The following is an 18,611-nucleotide window of genomic DNA, read 5'->3' as shown; positions in this document are numbered from 1 at the left end:
ATGGAGATGTCTATTGGTCTTGAATGTACTGCTTAAGAATCTCAAGAGGGGCACCACCAACACTTGAAACAAAATAGGAAGGACTCCATAGAGCCTCTTTGCCATAAGGTTTTTGGAATCCAGATTGACCGTAGCGACGACTAGAAACACCTTTAAGTGCATTTACCATCTGAGAAATGGAGAGTTTGGGCGGAAATTCAATAAGCGCGTGAACGTGGTCAGATCCTCCATTAAATTCAAGAATTTGAAAATCCATTTTCTTGGCAACCTCTCCAAAGGATTTTTCTATAACAGCAAGACTTTCTGATGTCAAAATGGCTCTACGATATTTAGTTACGCAGACCAAGTGAGTCTTGAGACTAGAAATACTGTGACGTTCCCTTCGTAACTGGGTTGTCATTTTTACGCAGACCAACTAAAATAAATTTACAGACCAATTCTAGCACGGTAAATGAAAGCAAGGTATCAATTCAGATTCTACCCGACTGGCCAACAGAAACAAGGGTTAGCCCGACTGTTTGGTTGCATTCGTGTAGTCTGGAATGATGCTTTAGCGATTTGCAAGGGTTCTGAAAAACTACCATCTTACAATCAACTTTCTAGTTTGCTAACCCAATCTAAACAGACAGAAGAAAGGACTTGGTTAACGGAAGTATCGGCGGTGCCCCTACAGCAATCGGTTAGGAATCTAAATATGGCCTACCAGAGCTTCTTTAACTCAATTAATGGAAAGAGGAAAGGGAAAAAGATTAATCCGCCAAGATTCAAGAGTCGGAAATCAAAGCAGTCTGCTACTTTCACTAATGCAGGTTTCTCGATCAAAGGAGAAAAGGTTTATTTGGCGAAAATAGGCTACTTAGATGTAGTGTGGAGCCGCCCCCTACCTTCCGAACTATCTAGTGTCACTGTAATTAAAGATGCGGCAGGTCGGTACTTTCTTAGCTTTGTTGTAGAGATTAATCCTGAAAAGTTATCTGATAACGGTAAGTCTGTAGGGATTGATCTAGGGATAACCGATTTTGCTACGTTAGATAATGGAGAAAAAATCAAGGCTCCTAAACCTCTTAAAAAGAGACTTAAGAAATTAAGAAAGGCTCAACGCAGCTTGTCTCGCAAGCAAAAAGGGAGTAAACGGCGTGAAAAAGCACGAGTAAAAGTTGCTAAAATTCACGCAAAAATCAAGGACACTCGCACTGACTTTTTGCATAAACTATCTACTCGGCTCATTCGTGAAAACCAAACGATTGTGCTAGAAGATTTGAATACATCGGGAATGCTTAAAAATTGCAAGTTGTCTCGTGCTATTTCCGATCTAGGTTGGCGTAGTTTTAGGGCTATGTTAGAAGCCAAGTCGAAAATGTATGGGCGTGATTTTAGGGTAATTTCTCGTTGGGAACCGACTTCACAAAGCTGTTCAAGTTGTGGACAAATTGGCGAAAAAAAAGAACTTTCTGTTAGGGAATGGACTTGTCTTTTCTGTGGGGACATCCACGATAGAGACGTAAATGCCGCCAAGAATATCAAGGTCGCGGGAGGGCTTTCCGAGACTGAAAACGGACATGGAGGACGGCGTAAATCTAGCTTGCTAGTTGCTTCCGATGAAGTGTCAACCCGCCTATTACCTATTCAATTGACTTTAATTTAGGTAGATGGGAATCGCCGTCGCTTCAGCGCGGTGAGGATGTCAACCCAGTTGAACACTAATTTCTAGCGGCTCTGGTCGTTATCACTAAACTGAGACATATTGATTAAGGAGATTTGAGGTGCGCTGTTTTAAAACCATTGCGGGGCTACGAACCTATTTACGAAGCTATTTAGAACAAGAGGGACAACAGAAAAAGATTGGTTTGGTGCCAACGATGGGAGCTTTGCATCGGGGCCACGGTAGCTTAATTCAACGGGCTGCCCTAGAAACAGATTTGGTGGTCGTTAGTATTTTTGTCAATCCTTTGCAGTTTGGCCCCCAGGAAGATTTCAGCCAATATCCTCGCTCCTTTGAACAGGATTGTCAGTTAGCGGCTAGTTGGGGAGCAACGGTCGTTTTCGCACCTACCGCCGAGGAAATGGGAAGTTTAACCGAAAAGAGTCTGGTGATGCCGCCCAGTTCCCTGCTCAATTGCCTTTGTGGAGCTTATCGTCCAGGACATTTTCCAGGCGTAGCCACTATTGTCAGCCAGCTTTTCCAGATCGTACAACCGACGGTGGCCTATTTCGGTGAAAAAGATGCTCAACAGTTAGCGATTATTCGGCGTTTGGTTAACGATTTGAATTTTCCTGTGGTCATTCAAGGCTGCCCAATTGTCAGAGAAGCATCGGGTTTAGCCCTTAGTTCCCGTAATCAATATTTGAGTCAGACAGAAAAAGAAGAAGCGGCCAATATTTACCGGAGTTTGCAGATGGCCCACCAGGTTTTTCAGCAAGGGAAACGAGAGCGCGATGCTTTATTAACCAGTGTTCAAAAACAGTTAGCCCTAACGCCTAATTTGCAATTGCAATATCTCGATTTAGTTGATCCGACTAGTCTCCAGTCCCTGGATACGATTACCGAAGCCGGATTGCTGGCGATCGCTGTCTATGCGGGAAAAACCCGTCTGATTGACAATTTACTATTGCGGAATCGTCAGGCTATTATCGCCATTGATGGCCCTGCGGGATCCGGAAAATCTACCGTTACCCGTCGGGTTGCTGATGCCCTGGGGTTCATCTATTTAGACACAGGAGCCATGTATCGAGCGATCGCCTGGCTGGTTTTACAAGCGGGCCTTAATCCCGAAGAGGAAGCAGCTATTGCCGAATTAGTTAGTCAAGCTCAGATTGAATTAATTTCTCGACCGGCTCCCCAACTAACGGGAGTGAAAGTCAATGGTCTTGACATTAGTGACGCGATTCGGACTCCTGAAGTTACGGCTTTGGTATCAGCGATCGCCGCCCAGGCAGCCGTGCGAGAGGTATTGGTCAAAACCCAGCAAACCTACGGCAAACAAGGGGGCTTAGTGGCCGAAGGTCGGGATATTGGCACCAATGTCTTTCCCGATGCGGAAGTTAAAATTTTTCTAACGGCTTCTGTTCTGGAAAGAGCCAGACGACGATTAGCGGATTTTCACCATCAAGGCCAAACCGAGATTGATTTACAAGAACTTGTCCAGGAAATTGCCCAACGGGATCAACTCGATAGTAGCCGCAACCGGGCCCCCCTCAAAAAAGCGGAGGATGCGATCGAGATTCAGACCGACCATTTGACTATTAAGGAGGTGATTACCCAAATCCTGACGGTGACAAGGGAGAAAACCCAAGAAGCTTAGGTATTGCTCTTAATCTGTGGATAAGACTAATCGCAATGGGCGGACGGACTGCTTTCTAAAAATGCGATCCACAGGTCTATAACCCATATTCCGCATGTATTTCGACGATCTAAATATTTTTTTGAAAGCCTTACTGGACAAGGCTTTTAGATATTTAAAATCTATTTAGGGTCTGCTGAAAAAGTCCACAAAACGAACCTAAATGCCACAGGAGGCGAAAAATGGTGACTTCAGAGAGTTGTTTCCAATTTCAACCCCCAGTTTTCCAACGACGTGCATGGGCTTTGAGCCTCCAAAGGCCATAACCTTGCACCTGATCGTTTTTAAAATGCTTGAAAGCATTATCTGGCAAGGGTTCTATACTTATTCAGCAAGCCCTATCTAGATAAAAGGTTAAATTTTTAGAGGCTTTCAGCGATCGCGGTCTAGGGAATTGTCCATCATATTTGAACGTTAAGCTACAGCAAAGCCTGTATATTGACGTATTTTAGGTTCATGGAAGCCTAAAACAATATCGTCTTTGGGAATACCTGCGGCCAGAAGTTCTTTGGTGATGCCATCTTCTGTATTGTCACATTGTACCCAAATTTTTCCATTAATAATTTCTAAATGAATTAGACAATCATGGTAACGTTGACTATTTTGCCAACCTTCCGAAATGACGAGATATTGGTTATTCTGGGCATCGAGAGCCAGACGATTTTTAATGTCCGCATTGTTATAAATAATTTGGCTATAGGGGGAAAGAACCTGATGAATAATTTGGCGGTAATGATTTAGTTTATCCATTTGGTGATTACCTCAGTTTCGGGATTAAAGATAATGAGTTTTAGTGTTTTTTCTTCAAGTAGTATTTGGCCAATTTCTTGACTAAATAAGTTATTATAGGTAGTCTCTCGAATAGCAAGATAAAGAGTTCTATCTAAAAGCTGGCGTTTGATAATTTTTTCATAAAGAATATATTGGCCTAGCGCATTCTTTAAGTCTTCAACCTCAGATGTTCCGACAAAGCTTTTGATTTCAACAGCTATTCTTTCTGTTCCTTTTTCGGCAATCAGCATCTTTTCAGCCGCTAGATCAATAAACAAGTCTTTTTTGCCAATTTTAAGGCTTAATGGATCATCGGTAACTATCCAGCCATCTTTGATTAAGGCGTGTTTTACACAGTCATGGAAAATATCTTTGGCAGGCATTTATTTTTGATGGTTTAGAATTTAAACTATTTAAGAATAGAGATTTTAAATTATTTTTGTTTAAGGTAGGGGCTTAGTTTCTAAGTCCAATATTTCTGGATTTGGGAACTGAAAATTTAGACTGACAACCAACGAATTCTACTTTTTTTGATGGAAAGTAGCTATGGGCTAGGAGGCTTTTTGGTTGAGTTTAAACAAGTTAAACCTGCATCTTTAGCAGTGGAATACTTGATTGGAACAAAAGCAAAATCAAAGTTTTCCTTTCGACACTCCACAATATGAACAAATTCTACAGAGGGATTTTTGCGATCGCCATTGTCAGGGTTGAACTCAATTGTGCCAGTCGCTCCTCCATCAACACTAAAATTAGGAGCTTTCAATTGCTCAATAATGTTAATTCGTGTTGGATTATTTTCTTTTTCTAGAGCTTTTGTTAGAGCAAGAGTCGCATCATAAGATAAGGCTGTAATTGCATTCACAGAAGCCGTACCCCATAAATTTTTAACATCCTTAAGAAAATCCTGATTAGGACTGGTTAAAGAATCCCAAGGTACAGGTATTAAAAACTTTTGAAAAGGTTGTAAGTTGTCAACTTGTTTTAAGGTATTAGGGCTACGAAGTCCCCATGATCCGATCACCCAATTTTGACCATCATTAAGTTTTATAAGTTTAATTGCATTGTTTTGGGCGTTGCCAATGGTATCAGGAAATAGTAAAAGTCCTATTTCTGTTGCCGTTATTTCTTCTTGTCTTCGTAATTCTTGAATAGCTTTTTTTTCATCAAAGTTAGGTTTCCTCAGATTAAATTCATTTACTTTTGCTACAGTTCCGTAGAATGGAGATTGTTTAAAAAAATTTCTGAAACTTTTATAAAAAGAGTCACTGAATGGGCTTCCTTCGCTATAAAAACTTACTGCTTTTTTAATAGACTTTTCTTGCAAAAATTTTGCAATGGCAGGAGATTGTTGTTCAACAGAAAAAACAGTCCGCAAGAAATTTTTTCGAGGATATTCGGTAAGTTCTTGCGTTGTTGATCCAGGAGAAATCAAGACTAAATTCTCTCGATCATAAATATCTACCGTTGCCACAGTCATTTCACTGGGATAATGACCAACAACTCCTAAAATTTCAGGAAGTTTAGAAAGGGCTTCTGCTCTCTGTTTAGCTTTTGATTTGTCATTCTCATCATTAGTAATTATAACTTTTAATCCCTTACCATTAATCGTTTTTCCATTCAGAACACCTTGACCTGGAAAGTCCTTGACGAATTGATCCTTTACATCAAAAAGCCCCAAATTAATTTCTGTTTGTAATTGTGCTACCCCTCGCAACATTTCTTTCGCTCGACTATCATCAACAGAGATATTCTGATGAGGAATACTAACGGCAACAGCAATGGTATAATACTCTGCTTGTTTCGCTTCTAGTAAAGCATTATTTAAGTAAATTAATGTTTCTGGATCTAGTTTGTCTGATTGCCATGCGTCCTTAAATCTTGACAGGGCTTTTTGATAATTACACTGTGCAAAATATTCTGCCCCTTGAATTTTGGCAGATGGTTTGGAATAATCAAGAATGTCTTCTCCTTCGCTAATAAAGTCACCTGTTTGCTTGGGACACTGATGTAAGATCGGTAGAATGCGTACCACTGCTATTGATGCTATTCCCATACCAATAATCCCCAAAATTAGCTTGGGATTTCTGGAGATTAAAGTATTAATAGAAGAAAATAGCAACTGAAGTTTAGTAATCATTTGATTTAAGGGTATAGGGGAAAATCGAGAATTTGGACGGATCAGAACATCGGGAGGAACATCGGGAGGAACATCGGGAGGAACATCGGGAGGAACATTATTTATATTTATCACTCTTTCCTTAATCTTCGCAGCATCCTCTTTGCTAATTTCCAAAACTTGTTGCAATCGCTCTAAATCCTGACTATTTTCTTCTGTTAAAGGAAATTCATGTTGAAACGCTTCTAAAAATGCTTCCTCATATTGTTGTAACTTATGTAAATGCTTTTCGATCGCCGCTTTAATCGGAGATTCAATCGCAGTAACATCATCGTCCCCCAAATTTAACGTTAACTTTAATTGAGTTAATTCATTACGCTCTGCCTCACTTAGAGGGTACTGTTTTTGAACAGCACTATCAAACTCTTTTTCATACTGCTCTAAATTTTGCTGATATAAATTAATTTGAGCAATAATAGGAGACTCGATCGCTTTTACATCAGCCTCAGTTAACCCTAACGTTTGCCAGGTTTGCTGTAACTGTTTACGAATTGGGCCTGTTGGTAAATATTTCGCTTGAGTTGTACTCAAAAAAGCCTGTTGATATTGCCCTAATTTTTGTTGATAGGTTTCAATTTCCGTTGTAATTTCAGCCTCAATACTTGAAACATCTAAATCTGATAAATCCAAATTTTCTTGTTGCTGCAAAAGCTCATGGCGTTTCGCATCACTAAGCGGATACTCTTGGTGTATTGCTTCAATAAAAATCTGCTTATACTGTTCTAAATGACGATAATAAGCCTCCATTTCGGCTGTAACTTTAGCTTCAATAGACTCAATATCAGCTTCTTTCAACGCCAACTTTTGCCGAACCTGTTGCAGTTCAACTCCCTTAGAATCACTGAGAGGATATTCTAGCTTTAATGCTTGCCGAAAAACTTCCTCATACTCCTGTAAATGTTGCCGATAAGCCTGTAAGTGAGCTTGAACTTTTAACTCAATCGCTCTCGTATCCTCATTACGAAGTACTAAAGTTTGCTGAAGTTTTCCCAAATCTTCTCGCTCCAAATCACTGGGATTTTCGTTATTTTGAATAACATCGCCAAAAGCCAGTTCATATTCGTGAAGATTGTTTGTGAACTGAAGTCGAATAGGTTCTAAAATCTCATGCTCGATTGCTTGAGTATCTATTTCATCTAATTGCAAATCATTTTTGATGATATTAAGGCTTCTACGATTAATAGAAGAAATTTCACCTCGATAGTTAATGAATTCTGTTACTTTTCGACGATATCTTTGTTGGGGATCAATCGCTGGAACTTTAGTTAAGCGAATTGTAAAGCCCTCCCGAATAACAAAAAATTCAGGTCTAAGTTCTGGCTTAATTTCCTTAACTTTACCGCTAACATACTCATGTAATTCATGAACGGAAACCGCCTCATCTTTATTTGTATCGGCGGCTCCTGTTTCAAGACCTTCAATCAAAAAACGAGTATAAAGCGATAATTCCGATCCCTTATCCTCAAAGGAATATTGAGTCGAACTAGAAGACGTTAAAACTGCCCGACCTTCTCCCCCTAATTGGCTACGAATATCAATTGTTCCGCCATCCTTTGCTGGTAATCCATTTGCAAAAGCTCCACTAAAACAACTGTCTAAAATCACAACCTGCCGTTTAGAACGACTGCGACTCATGCTGTCTTGAATGAAACTGGATTGAACCGCCGTTGCACGAATTAATTCTCCTTGGGGTGTTTTACGAGTTCCACAAGTTGCCAAGAAAAGTTTGCCCGCATCATCTTTGATACCGTGACCAGAGAAAAATAACAACACTAAATCATCCCTACTTCGCCCCGTGAAAAGCGTTTCGATCGCCTCTTCCATCGTTTGACGATCAGGATTTTTAAGCACGACAACATCCGACTCCGCAAAGCCGCCGATCGCAGGATTTAATAACACTTTTTGCAAAGCCTCAACATCCCTCACCGCCGCAGGTAAAGGATTTAAGCCTAGTTTATACTCACTAACCCCAATCAACAAAGCAATTTTTGCCATGATACTTTCCCTAACCCGAAATAAAATCCTGAGCCGCTTTAATCGCTGCTTCCAGTTCTTCTCTACTGTGAGCCTTGACCGTCAACTTGCGACCATTAGCCTCTACCGACAATTCTATCGGTTTACCCCCCAGGCGATCGCCCAGAAACCCTAATAATTTTTTACCATTAGCGGGATTAACTTCAGCTAGTAACATTCCCACCAAAAAACCGCCTAACGACTTATTGCCTTCAGGAGGATTGGGATCAAGCATACGCTCTACCGACTCAACCTCATTTACTTGTTTCAGTTCTGCCAATAATCGTTGGGCCTGTTCGTCCCGTTCTTCAGGCTCCAGGTCTGGATCATTAAAAGCGATCGCCAATTTAATCGTGGATTCGTTGCTCATAGGACGTGGGAAAAATCAAGGTTAATGCTAAATTCTAATAGATTATCCAAATTGTACAACACTTAACCCTAAGATTTTTAAAAGCAGCGATCACGCTTTAAGTTCAACATTCAGAAGCGATCGCCCTCTCATTTTAGCCTGGCGATCGTCATTTCCGAAAGATTGACTCTCCCAAAACAATCGCAGTTTTAAACTTTAATCAACAAGAAAACGGCGTTGCCGAAGGCAGTGCGAAGCAGACCGCACTGGATTAGGGATCGGACTGACTAACAAGTTGCTTGTCGAGAGCAATTTCAAATAAAAATTCAGGAGCAAAGTCTGCTCCATTTGGCCATTCTATAGTCCGACTAGTTACAAATACCTTTTGAAATAAATTTTTATCTTTCAAGGGTTCAAAGATTTCTCCATACAATTCTTGTTCTAAATCTACAATCCCTTCTATTCCATTATTAAAGGTTAGCTTTAATTGATAGTTATCCAGATATTCCACACAGATAACATGAAGAAATAGACCCTTTTTAGGCAAGGGGATCGATTCTGTTAAGAAGTTTTCTTTGACGTGCATTTTCCCAGTTCTCTAATAGTTCAGATTAGTGTAGATCAAGCCACTCCCATATTAAATTTAGTCCTCTTTTGGGCATTTGACCATAAACTTCACCTGTTTGAATCATTATAACCGCTTCACAATCTTGATACTCGGCATGGATATGAGGCGGATTGTGATCGTTATAGTTCATTGTGATTTTTATTCCATAGAAGCTTGATAGGGTTGGCATGAGTAAGAATCGCAATCAAGGTTGCCTTCTAAAAGTCTGCTCTCCATTGTAAGCGATCGCACTTGCATAAAAAGCGATCGCACTTTCAAAGACCAAAGTGATCACACTTTCAACAAACAAAGCGATCACGTTTTTAAACATGAATTAACAAGATAACCGTGATCGCACTATGAAGACGGAAATACACGATCACCCCTTACCCTTGAATAAAAAGATAAAAGGCGATCACCCTATAGTAATCGGATAAATTCTTCTACACTTAAATCAACCTCTCGAAGGATAGCGCGTAGGGTTCCTTTCGCCAATTCTGGATGATCTGGTACAACGACCTGAGCAAAGGGGTTATCTCTCCTTAAAATGACGTGACTACTTTCTCTTCGTTTAAGATAAAAGCCAACTTTTTGTAGAGCTTTTACACAGTTTTTACCTGAAATACTGGGAAGTTTACTCATACAAGAACCAGAAAAGTTTCAAAAGTTTCTTCTGGAATCGGTAAACCATCCTCTTCTAAGGCTGCAATGTAGCCCGAAATGGCTTCCTTAATATTAGTGAGTGCTATTTCCTTGGTTTTTCCTTGGCTAACGCATCCTTTCAGGCTTGGACATTCAGCAATCCAGTAGCCATCTTCATCTTTATAGGTAATGACTTGTCTCATCGGTTTTTGAGCGGTTAAAAGTTAGAGTTAGATAGAGGTATTCTAACAAAAATGGCTGGGCCATAGCGATCGCCTTTCCAAATCTCATCATCACAAAAAACGATCACCATTCCCGAAAGATTGAATCTCCCAAAACGATCGCAATTTTAAAATTTAATCAACAAGATAACGGCGATCGCACTCTCAAGGTAATTGGCTGAGTTAAGTCAGGTGACACTATTTCCGCCTTTTCCCAAAACTCATCATTTAGCTCCTCTATATCTGAATAATCAATATCTTCATCTGACAAGCTGGCTAACCGAGCTTCTTGTGCTTCGCTTAGTTGAGGTTTCTTGTTTGGCACGGGGGTATATTTAATTGTTTTCATAGCGTTTCGCCTCTTTATTATTGGCTTTTCGGGCTGAGATTAGACGAATGATAGATGAGCGTAAGGTAAAAGCGACTACATACAAGCGGTTATCAATCTTGGCTAGCGTAATATAGCGAGTTTCCCCGTAGTCACGGCGATTATCAATGACTGTTACTCGATTTTCATCGTCGAATGCCCTTGTTGCGAACTCAAAACTAACTGAGTGTTTAGCTTGATTACGCTCTGCTTTTTGTTCGTCCCATTCAAACATTCTCTGATGTTAACATAATTACAACGGACAAGTAAGGAAGGAGAATATTGTTTGTGTGGAATTATTGAGTTTTATGAAGGTCAATCCAACCTACAAGATCGCACTTTCAAAAGCAAAAATCACACTTTCAAAAGCAAAAATGATCGCAATTTTAAAGTTTAATCAACAAGACAACAGCGTTGCCGAAGGCACTGCGAAGCAGACCGCACTACAAGATAGGCACTTGTATTGATATACGACGAAATTCATTTAATTCTTGTTGAGATAGGGGGAGACAGTCCGAATCGGCTTCGGCTGCTTTATTAATGTCCTCCTCCGTCATTGCTTCAACTTTTTCCCAATCTGTGTTGCCATGACTAACATTTTTGGGATCAAGTTTAACTCTGGTAATATTGTCGTCGTTCATTCTTATTGGCCCTCCTTGCTGAAATGATACGATTTTTGCCGTTTCTTTTGGTATAGACGATAAATAAAACTACTTGATTAACGATACCGATTACTTGAATTCTAGTTTCATTATAATCACGTTTATCTTCTCTTTCTAGACGGTTGGGGTCTAGAAAAATATTTTTTGCGTCTTCAAAATCAATTTTATGTTTGATCAAGTTTGAAGCAGCTTTATTATTGTCCCATTCTATCTCCATTTTATCGAGATTTTGTATCTAGGGCTTGCTGAATAAGTCTGCAAATCGAACCTAGATGCCACAGGGCGCGAAAAATGGTGACTTCAGAAATCAGTTTCCGATTTTAACCCACAATTTTCTAGCAAAGTGCATGGATTTTGAGCCTTCAAATGCCATAAGCTTGCACCTAATCGTGTTCAAAATGGCTGAAAAGCTTATCTGATAAAGGTTCTGCCTTTATTCGGCAAACCCTATCTAGTTAATAATATTTTGGATTATACATGATCGCAGTTTTAAAGTTTAATCAACAAGATGACGGTGATCGCACTTTCAACAGCCAAAGCGATCGCACTTTCAAAAGTCAAAGCGATCACAGTTTTAAAGTTTAATCAACAAGATAACGGCGATCGCACTAACGTAATTTTGGTTGAGTTTCTCATTGCTGCAATCCCAAATTAGGTTACAATTAAAGTGTTCAGGTTTATAAACTCCGCTTATGGATGAAAGCTTTGAATGGGATGAAGATAAAAATCGTTTGAACCAACAGAAACACGATGTTTCTTTTGAATTAGCCCAATACGCATTTTTTGACCCCGACAGAGTTATCGTACAAGATCTGGCTCACAGTCAAGAAGAAAATCGATTTTACTGTATGGGGCAAGTTAATGAAGGAATTATCACAGTACGCTTTACTTACCGAGACGGAAAAGTTAGAATTTTTGGAGCTGGTTATTGGCGAAAAGGACGTAAACGATATGAACAGCAAAATAACTTATACTAATGAACTAATGGAAATGGGACAAGTCGTTAAAGATTTTTTACCGTCTCCAGACCAGTTAGTTCCTAAAGGTAAAACCAAAACCAATCAAGTAACATTAGAATTAACAGAAGAAAGTGTAAGCTTCTTTAAAGCCCAAGCTGATCGAAAGCAAATTCCTTATGAGAAAATAATCGAATTACTGGTTGAAAAATATGCTCATGAATGTATATCCGATGCTTAAATGCCTCATAAGAGCATTGTCTAACCGACATTATAGCTGACTTGAAAGCGGTAGGAGTTTCTCTTAATTCAAAAGGTGAGTTACCTCTTATTAACGCACCTTACAAGATCGGCGATCGCACTTTCAACAGCCAAAGTTTAATCAACAAGGATTGTACTTTCAACAACCAAGGCGATCGCACTTTCAATGGCCACAGTGATCGCACTGTCAACAGCCAAAATGATCGCCCTTTCAACAGCCAAAATGATCGCGATTTTAAAGTTTAATCCACAAAAAAATGCCGATCTCAGTATAAGATCGGCGATCGCGTTTATAACGGATATTTAAGGTTGAGAGTTTTGGCGGAAACGCGCTGTAAACTCAGGATATTTTGCTAAATCTTCAACTGAATCTACTGAAGGCATTTCCATCCAATTTCCTTCTTGATGTAATCTGTCTATATAAGCATAGAAGGCTTGCTGATCATCTCTGTGAGAAAGCATATAATCTTGCAGTTCTTTTTGACTCATTTCTTGAAATTTAGGTTGACTCATGCAATGTACCTCCAGTTTCCGTTTGGATAGATTTCAATGATGTTTTCCTCTCCTGCAAGGAAAAAGATATTTCCCGTGCGCTCATCTAGACGAACAATGTTAATAGGCAAATAAAGTCTAGTAAACCAACAACACAGGACATAACATCTTGTTTTTTGCTCTGATGTAACTATAATTATAACTACTTTTTTTGTTAATTTGAAAGATGATGTCAATTATAAAATAGGTGTGTCAAAAATGATGATAGAAAAATTTAAAAAAATCCCTTTTTGGCGATCGCACTGGGCCATAACGATCGCTCTAAATCTCGTCAAAACGGGATCGCCATTCCCAAAAAATTGACTCTCCCAAAATAATCGCACTATCCCAAAATGATCGCACTTTCAAAAGCCAAAGTGATCGCGTTTTAAACATGAATCAACAAGATAACAGCGATCACATTTGTGTCCATCAGTCAGTCAATGTAGCGTGTGTTAGCGTAGCGTAACGCACAAAATATTGCAGGTTTAACGAACATTAAATAAGGTGCGTTTGAGTAACGCACCCTACAGCTTTGACAATGACTTAGTTAATTTAATTACCACCAGATACTATCTGCTCAGTTATGGTTATTCTTGCTTCTTGTCCAGGAGCTGACACCAATAGAAAATTTATTGTAGTACTTTCGCCATTTGTGTCGTTTCCCGAATAATTCGAAGAAGTGTTGTTTGTAGTGCTATCTGTAGCATCATCATAGGCTGTTTCAGCACTAGAAGTAAAAACACCTGAGCTTTTTAGCGATCCACTTTGAGGATTGGTAAATCCAATTCCTATATCTAACTCTTGATACCCACCCCCTTCTTTTGGCATTTGAAGTGTAAATGTAGTGCCTCCACTGACCCCCGTAAGAAATGAACCATCTTTATCACATCCCGAAAATGTCATTTCTTGAAATGGCTCGACGTTAGTTGGTGCTGTCCAAAATCTCCCACTATCAAAATAGGAGCTTTTATATACTAAAGCATATTGACTTTGATTAAATACGGTTACAGTTACCCAACGATGTTTATCTTTGAGGTCTTGTGGAACATCGGGAATTAGGCTTGACATTTTACCAATGGATTCTGCAAGTTTTCCTGCAGTGATTATTCCAGAAATAACTGAAGCTGGTGTTGGCATGGTTTTCTCCTTTGTTAAATTTAAGGTTTTCTGTGTTCGTAAACTTGTAGCCTAACTAGGGCTTGCTGAAAAAGTCAAAAAACGAAAGAAATGTGGGTTAGGGAAGTATGGACTGAAAAAGCATAGATAACTTATCCTTATGGAAACAAATCAAAATACAGATTTTGTTTAATCTATTGTTCCTTTCTGTCTAAAAAGGTCAACACAAATCACTCCTCACAAAAGAGAGGAAAATTAACACCATTTTTCACAAGAAAAACGACTCTACAACTTTTTACTTTTTGTCTTCTGAAGTAGAGTAGAAAGATTCATTACCAAAAAGTTCATCGCAATTACCGTTTCCGAGGTCTCAGGTAGTTTGGCCATCACTCGACCAAGACTAAATTTCCTCTTTCCCTGTCCGAATTTACCCTCAATGGCATTACGCACTCTTTCATCTGAGCGTGCCTCTTTCTTTTTTTCTTTGCTCACCTCTTTCGGCGGTCTTCCCAATCGGGGACCACTCATTCTTATATCCCTTTCTTTACAATAAGCTCGATTCGCTTTTGTTCGATAGATTTTATCCACATGAACCGATTCCGGATAACATCCTGTTTCCCTTTTATATTCTTCTATTCGCGCTTGTAAATCTCCCGATTCGTTGTAATTATCCCAACTTAATTTGTCTAAGAAGACAAAGCCATTCACATTACTTGCCGATATTTTAGCTCCAAACTCTACTGCTTTTCCCGCTTTTCCACGCACTATTGGACGCACGTGAGGTTGGCTTACACTCACAATTCTGTTTTCTACTTTATTTGTCTTTTTTTCATACATTTCTAACTGTTGCTCATACACTTTTCCTATCGTTACAAGCTCTTCTTGCTCTTTTTTCGTTAGTTTTTCTAACTTTGCTCCCTCTTCTATCATTTTTTCTATATCAGACAAGTTTCTTTTTATATATCCTAGTTGTTTTTTTGTTCCTTTTCTTCTTTCTTTTTTTGACACACGACGTTTTTTTGCTATGGCTAAGTACTCTTTTCTTGCCACTTCCCTATAAGTCCTCGGCTTTTCTTTCCTTTTCTCTTTTATTTCTTCATACAGCTTATCTATTATTTTTTCTGTTTTTTCTCTGGCATCATTCAATATTCCTATATCCGTTGGATATTTTATATCTGCTGGTGTACAAGTCGCATCTAACAATAACTTTCCTTCATTTTCTTTTTTTTCTGACGCTACACCCGTCGCTTTTTTTCTATTTCTTTATTAATTTTATTTATTAATTCCATTCCTATTTTTTTACGAAAATGAACCATCATTGACGCATTAAATGCTTCTTTGCTACTATAGCTTTCCATTCCTATAAAGTACTGTAAATAAGGGTTCTCTTTTATTTGTTCTACTGTTTCTCTGTCACTTTTTCCTGAAATTTCTTTGATAATTAATGCTCCTAATGCCATTCTAAATGATTTGGCTGGGGCTCCTTTTTTTTCTGTGAAGTTTTTTGCATATTCTTCCTCATATTCTTCCCAAAGAATCATTTTTGACATTTCTATCCAACGATTTTCTTCGTCTAACTGCCCGCCGAACAGATTTTTCAAGTTTTCTGGTGTTTCAATTGAGTACTGTTGCTTTCGGTACATCTGCTTTCTCTCTTCTTAATGCAATGGTTTTGAGGCATTCTACCCTATTTTCGTGCATTCTAGCGGTTCTTAATTCGCCTACTATTTTTCTCCGTAAAGGTTTCAGCTTTTTTCAGCAAGCCCTAACTATTGATTATACAGAAACTTTCTGTATAACACTCTCAACAGTAACAATATGTGGAAACTTTCAGCATATCAGGTTCTCCTGAACAAAGAGTGATAATTAAAGCTTATCATGAAAAGCAAGCTAAAAAACGATTTCGCATATTATCAAAGTTCATAAATCCATAAGCTTGACGCTTGATTAGTTTAAGACGATTATTGATGCCTTCCATTGCCCCATTCGTCGTTCGACTCAAAAAGTAGTTACAAATAGAGTCCAAATTCCTACGAATTGTGCTAATTACATCTGTATAAATGCTCTTTGCATTCTCTAACCATTCTGTAAATTTTAATCTTCCTTCTTCCTTATCATTTACTTTTTCATATATCTCTCTAAATGACTCTTTATATTCATACGCTTTACGCAAACGAGCAGATTGCTTTAACACCAATTCTAGTTTTTCTAACTCTTCCTCTTTTAGGTCTTCTTTATTTTTTAATAATAGCCACTTTTCTCCCTTGATTTTTACATTCAATTTTGTCTGTTTACGGATTTTATTCAATTCTTCATTCAACGCCTTCATTACATGAAATCTATCTGTTACAATTACTGCATTCGGAAATACTTTTTCTATTACTTTAGGAAATCCTCCCCACATATCTACACTCACTTGTTCTACTCCTTCCCTCACCTCTAATTCTTTCTTCATCAGCACTTCGATGATTTTATCTTGTTGATGACTATCTATCACTTCTATTAATTCTCCTTTCTCTATATCTCCTAACACTGTTACAAAATTCTGATGACCTTTTCGTTTCGCTATTTCATCCATCCCGAGGTGTTTTACTCCTTGCCAATCTTTTTTTTTAGCTTCACATTGACGTTGGTAAATTCCATTCACTTGATCCCATGATAGAGATTCCTCTCTACCTACTTGTTCCACACTGCTCACATTTACTCGTCCATAAATATATTCTTCATACCTCACTGTGTATTTCCTACGGGCTTCCATAAATTCTAGATTTTCTGTAAAAAACCTTTGACAATCTTTACAGTAAAATTTACGACGAGGGACTTTCAGATATACCATTTGACCAGAGATAGACAAGTCCCTTACTAATACACTGTTCGTCTGATGTAATTCATCCGTTAAGCTACCACAATAATTACATTTGACTTCTTCCTCTTGACAACTCAGTATTAAAAACGCTTGTTTTCCCTCTTGAATCACATTTCTTATGTTTACTTTTGGTAAATTCAGAAGATTTTCCAGAAAAAATAACATTGATGTCGTCCTCATATAGTGTATCTTATTATACATCTTCTACCGCAAAGCCAGAAGAACCCATATCACCCCATTTAGGATAGATCGCAAGAAATTTTCTGTATATTACACTCAAAAGCAGGCGTTGTCAAATTTAAAGATGATCTAAATCTGCGCAGACTTGAAAACGCTTTGATAGCAAGGCTTTCGTTATTTTGCAGTTCATCTTTCATATTCTAATCTGACAACGCCCAAAAGCACGTTAGTGTGGCAGGGGTTCCTCTATTCGACACCAAATTTGTAAAAAAAATTTACAATCATTCAACACGCTTAATAGTCATAGTCTGATGAAAACCTAAGTACAGGACAAAAAATGTAGGGAGTCGAGAAAAAGAGAAAAATTGGGTAGAGAAGGATTAAGAACAAGATGACGAAGATGGTCAAAACCAAGACGAAAAAGACTCTGCGCTAGGCGACCATGTTTCTTGAGGGGAATGGGATGAAGATGATGAATTGCTAGACCAGTTTTGAGAGACCAAGCCAAAGCTAAAGTCAGTAAAGCCAAAAGCTTACGAAGACGCTTGGGGTCAGTAAAGTGAGTAGATTCCAAGCAAAAGCCACGAGTCTTAAAGATGCCAAAAAGGGTTTCAATGCCCCAACGCAGGGCATAATCGTGAATAAGACCTTGGGAATCGGGATGTCCAATGACGATGAGTAGAGAATTATCAGGCAAGCGAAGAGCCTCTACAGAAACAGGATATCCCCAAACCCGACAACTCCCTTGAAGACGTTGAGATTCACTCTTTTGCAAGATGGGCAAAAATGACTTTGGCGGCCAAAAGCTTGCCATTGTGCTCAATCTTGTCCGTAGCCCGAATTCTCAGACAGAAAGCCAGTAGCGGTTCGAGCAGAAGATAGCGAAGCCAAGCCTGACCAATAAACTCACGGTCGCCACATAAACAACGAATCAGGGCGGTGGGAAAAATCTTGAGCATCTCCTCGATAAAACGCATTCGTTCATCACTGTTAGAATTGCCCTTTTTCTTGCTAAGCATCCACCACAAGATGGGAATGGCTACTCCTTCATGGACAATGCCGACAGTGAGGATATTATAACCATGACTGCCAAACTCCCAGGTTGTGCGGTCAATACTTAATACCCAAGGTTGAGGGATATCCAGCCAACTGACTACAATACGGGCAATGTGATGGTAATCCAGCTCAAATCCTGAGAAAAAGCGTTGTAAGCGTTTGTAATGAGAATCCACCAATGCCCGACCTTCAAAACCCAGAGCCAATTCTTTAAGGTTAACCGTTTTCACTTTGAGGAGGGCGAGTAAGAACAAGGCTAGGAAGGAGAGTCTGGCACCATGCCATCCCAAATGGGGTTTTAGGGCTTGTTTCAATGCGTTATATTGGTTCATGGGTTTTCTTACATTACGTTCATCTTCCATGAAACCCCTTTCTCGTATACTTTTCAAGCCTTTTGTCCTGTACTTAGGATGAAAACATCGCCCTCTCCTCCAATGAGAAAACAGCGATCGCTTGTTAGGATAAGGGGAAATAGCGATCACCGAATTTTATC

19 protein-coding genes and 2 pseudogenes are annotated in these 18,611 nt (G+C 39.1%); 6 read left to right on the top strand and 15 right to left on the bottom strand.

The features are described from left to right. Positions 1–10 precede the first annotated feature (10 nt). Positions 11–400: an IS200/IS605 family transposase gene (gene tnpA, locus KA717_27975; protein ID UXE59591.1), complete on the bottom strand. Its 390-nt coding sequence runs from the start codon at positions 398–400 to the stop codon at positions 11–13. 51 nt (positions 401–451) lie between these two features. Here tnpA and KA717_27970 point away from each other — a divergent pair, with 51 nt between their 5' ends. Beyond that, the gene (locus KA717_27970; protein ID UXE59590.1) at positions 452–1,645 is read left to right on the top strand and encodes a transposase; all 1,194 of its coding nucleotides are present in this window, start codon (positions 452–454) and stop codon (positions 1,643–1,645) included. Between the two features lie 118 nt (positions 1,646–1,763). Beyond that, positions 1,764–3,302 carry a bifunctional pantoate--beta-alanine ligase/(d)CMP kinase gene (locus KA717_27965; GenBank protein ID UXE59589.1) on the top strand — a complete coding sequence of 513 codons (1,539 nt, stop codon included), beginning with the start codon at positions 1,764–1,766 and terminating at the stop codon, positions 3,300–3,302. Between the two features lie 453 nt (positions 3,303–3,755). On the opposite strand, the gene KA717_27960 is transcribed toward KA717_27965, so the two are convergent. From KA717_27960 to KA717_27925, 8 genes are all read right to left on the bottom strand, one after another. Then, positions 3,756–4,091: a XisI protein gene (locus KA717_27960; GenBank protein UXE59588.1), complete on the bottom strand. Its 336-nt coding sequence runs from the start codon at positions 4,089–4,091 to the stop codon at positions 3,756–3,758. Further along, entirely contained in the window at positions 4,079–4,495 is a 417-nt protein-coding gene (locus tag KA717_27955; GenBank protein UXE59587.1) for a XisH family protein, read from the bottom strand. The genes KA717_27960 and KA717_27955 overlap by 13 nt, the downstream gene beginning before the upstream one ends. Positions 4,496–4,656: 161 nt before the next feature. Beyond that, on the bottom strand, positions 4,657–8,283 hold the full coding sequence (locus KA717_27950; protein UXE59586.1) for a caspase family protein: 3,627 nt from the start codon (positions 8,281–8,283) through the stop codon (positions 4,657–4,659). 10 nt (positions 8,284–8,293) lie between these two features. Then, on the bottom strand, positions 8,294–8,671 hold the full coding sequence (locus tag KA717_27945) for a hypothetical protein (GenBank protein UXE59585.1): 378 nt from the start codon (positions 8,669–8,671) through the stop codon (positions 8,294–8,296). Positions 8,672–8,921: 250 nt separating this feature from the next. Next, positions 8,922–9,236 carry a DUF2442 domain-containing protein gene (locus KA717_27940; protein UXE59584.1) on the bottom strand — a complete coding sequence of 105 codons (315 nt, stop codon included), beginning with the start codon at positions 9,234–9,236 and terminating at the stop codon, positions 8,922–8,924. 441 nt (positions 9,237–9,677) lie between these two features. Continuing rightward, positions 9,678–9,899: a type II toxin-antitoxin system HicA family toxin gene (locus tag KA717_27935; protein UXE59583.1), complete on the bottom strand. Its 222-nt coding sequence runs from the start codon at positions 9,897–9,899 to the stop codon at positions 9,678–9,680. Next, positions 9,896–10,102 (bottom strand): type II toxin-antitoxin system HicB family antitoxin, encoded by a 207-nt coding sequence (locus KA717_27930; protein UXE59582.1) that lies wholly within the window; start codon positions 10,100–10,102, stop codon positions 9,896–9,898. Before KA717_27930 ends, KA717_27935 begins: the two co-directional genes overlap by 4 nt. Before the next feature lie 353 nt (positions 10,103–10,455). Further along, positions 10,456–10,722, bottom strand: a complete 267-nt coding sequence (locus KA717_27925; protein ID UXE59581.1) for a BrnT family toxin — start codon at positions 10,720–10,722, stop codon at positions 10,456–10,458. Between the two features lie 55 nt (positions 10,723–10,777). Between KA717_27925 and KA717_27920 the strand changes: the two genes are divergently transcribed. Then, positions 10,778–10,954, top strand: a complete 177-nt coding sequence (locus KA717_27920; protein UXE59580.1) for a hypothetical protein — start codon at positions 10,778–10,780, stop codon at positions 10,952–10,954. Between the two features lie 145 nt (positions 10,955–11,099). Here the strand turns inward: KA717_27920 and KA717_27915 are convergent, their stop codons facing one another. Next, on the bottom strand, positions 11,100–11,366 hold the full coding sequence (locus tag KA717_27915) for a BrnT family toxin (protein UXE59579.1): 267 nt from the start codon (positions 11,364–11,366) through the stop codon (positions 11,100–11,102). A gap of 291 nt (positions 11,367–11,657) precedes the next feature. Between KA717_27915 and KA717_27910 the strand changes: the two genes are divergently transcribed. From KA717_27910 to KA717_27900, 3 genes are read left to right on the top strand one after another with little or no spacing between them, the layout of a single operon-like run. Further along, entirely contained in the window at positions 11,658–11,804 is a 147-nt protein-coding gene (locus KA717_27910; GenBank protein UXE59578.1) for a hypothetical protein, read from the top strand. Positions 11,805–11,841: 37 nt separating this feature from the next. Further along, positions 11,842–12,126, top strand: coding sequence for a BrnT family toxin (locus tag KA717_27905; protein UXE59577.1), 285 nt, complete (start codon positions 11,842–11,844; stop codon positions 12,124–12,126). A 7-nt stretch (positions 12,127–12,133) separates the two neighbouring features. Continuing rightward, a complete protein-coding gene (locus KA717_27900) occupies positions 12,134–12,346 on the top strand; it encodes a hypothetical protein (GenBank protein ID UXE59576.1) in 213 nt (70 codons plus the stop codon). A 323-nt stretch (positions 12,347–12,669) separates the two neighbouring features. Here the strand turns inward: KA717_27900 and KA717_27895 are convergent, their stop codons facing one another. The 5 genes and pseudogenes from KA717_27895 to KA717_27875 form a co-directional block, all read right to left on the bottom strand. Next, the gene (locus KA717_27895; protein ID UXE59575.1) at positions 12,670–12,879 is read right to left on the bottom strand and encodes a hypothetical protein; all 210 of its coding nucleotides are present in this window, start codon (positions 12,877–12,879) and stop codon (positions 12,670–12,672) included. Positions 12,880–13,452: 573 nt separating this feature from the next. Continuing rightward, complete coding sequence (locus KA717_27890) at positions 13,453–14,037, bottom strand: hypothetical protein (GenBank protein UXE59574.1); 585 nt, start codon at positions 14,035–14,037, stop codon at positions 13,453–13,455. Between the two features lie 285 nt (positions 14,038–14,322). Continuing rightward, positions 14,323–15,659, bottom strand: a pseudogene (locus KA717_27885) (IS5 family transposase). A 233-nt stretch (positions 15,660–15,892) separates the two neighbouring features. Further along, on the bottom strand, positions 15,893–17,047 hold the full coding sequence (locus KA717_27880) for an ISL3 family transposase (GenBank protein ID UXE59573.1): 1,155 nt from the start codon (positions 17,045–17,047) through the stop codon (positions 15,893–15,895). A 334-nt stretch (positions 17,048–17,381) separates the two neighbouring features. After that, a pseudogene (locus KA717_27875) lies at positions 17,382–18,450 on the bottom strand (IS4 family transposase). Between the last annotated feature and the right edge of the window lie 161 nt (positions 18,451–18,611).

Source organism: Woronichinia naegeliana WA131 (assembly GCA_025370055.1).
Lineage (GTDB): Bacteria > Cyanobacteriota > Cyanobacteriia > Cyanobacteriales > Microcystaceae > Woronichinia > Woronichinia naegeliana.
Note: the sequence above shows the minus strand (reverse complement) of the source record. Positions and strands in the feature narration are given on the sequence as shown.

Excerpts from the sequence above, each read along its gene's own strand:
- tnpA (UXE59591.1), bottom strand. The coding sequence starts at position 400 with ATGACAACCCAGTTACGAAGGGAACGTCACAGTATTTCTAGTCTCAAG.
- KA717_27970 (UXE59590.1), top strand. The coding sequence starts at position 452 with ATGAAAGCAAGGTATCAATTCAGATTCTACCCGACTGGCCAACAGAAA.
- KA717_27960 (UXE59588.1), bottom strand. The coding sequence starts at position 4,091 with ATGGATAAACTAAATCATTACCGCCAAATTATTCATCAGGTTCTTTCC.
- KA717_27955 (UXE59587.1), bottom strand. The coding sequence starts at position 4,495 with ATGCCTGCCAAAGATATTTTCCATGACTGTGTAAAACACGCCTTAATC.
- KA717_27950 (UXE59586.1), bottom strand. The coding sequence starts at position 8,283 with ATGGCAAAAATTGCTTTGTTGATTGGGGTTAGTGAGTATAAACTAGGC.
- KA717_27945 (UXE59585.1), bottom strand. The coding sequence starts at position 8,671 with ATGAGCAACGAATCCACGATTAAATTGGCGATCGCTTTTAATGATCCA.
- KA717_27940 (UXE59584.1), bottom strand. The coding sequence starts at position 9,236 with ATGCACGTCAAAGAAAACTTCTTAACAGAATCGATCCCCTTGCCTAAA.
- KA717_27935 (UXE59583.1), bottom strand. The coding sequence starts at position 9,899 with ATGAGTAAACTTCCCAGTATTTCAGGTAAAAACTGTGTAAAAGCTCTA.
- KA717_27930 (UXE59582.1), bottom strand. The coding sequence starts at position 10,102 with ATGAGACAAGTCATTACCTATAAAGATGAAGATGGCTACTGGATTGCT.
- KA717_27925 (UXE59581.1), bottom strand. The coding sequence starts at position 10,722 with ATGTTTGAATGGGACGAACAAAAAGCAGAGCGTAATCAAGCTAAACAC.
- KA717_27915 (UXE59579.1), bottom strand. The coding sequence starts at position 11,366 with ATGGAGATAGAATGGGACAATAATAAAGCTGCTTCAAACTTGATCAAA.
- KA717_27910 (UXE59578.1), top strand. The coding sequence starts at position 11,658 with ATGACGGTGATCGCACTTTCAACAGCCAAAGCGATCGCACTTTCAAAA.
- KA717_27905 (UXE59577.1), top strand. The coding sequence starts at position 11,842 with ATGGATGAAAGCTTTGAATGGGATGAAGATAAAAATCGTTTGAACCAA.
- KA717_27900 (UXE59576.1), top strand. The coding sequence starts at position 12,134 with ATGGAAATGGGACAAGTCGTTAAAGATTTTTTACCGTCTCCAGACCAG.
- KA717_27895 (UXE59575.1), bottom strand. The coding sequence starts at position 12,879 with ATGAGTCAACCTAAATTTCAAGAAATGAGTCAAAAAGAACTGCAAGAT.
- KA717_27890 (UXE59574.1), bottom strand. The coding sequence starts at position 14,037 with ATGCCAACACCAGCTTCAGTTATTTCTGGAATAATCACTGCAGGAAAA.
- KA717_27880 (UXE59573.1), bottom strand. The coding sequence starts at position 17,047 with ATGTTATTTTTTCTGGAAAATCTTCTGAATTTACCAAAAGTAAACATA.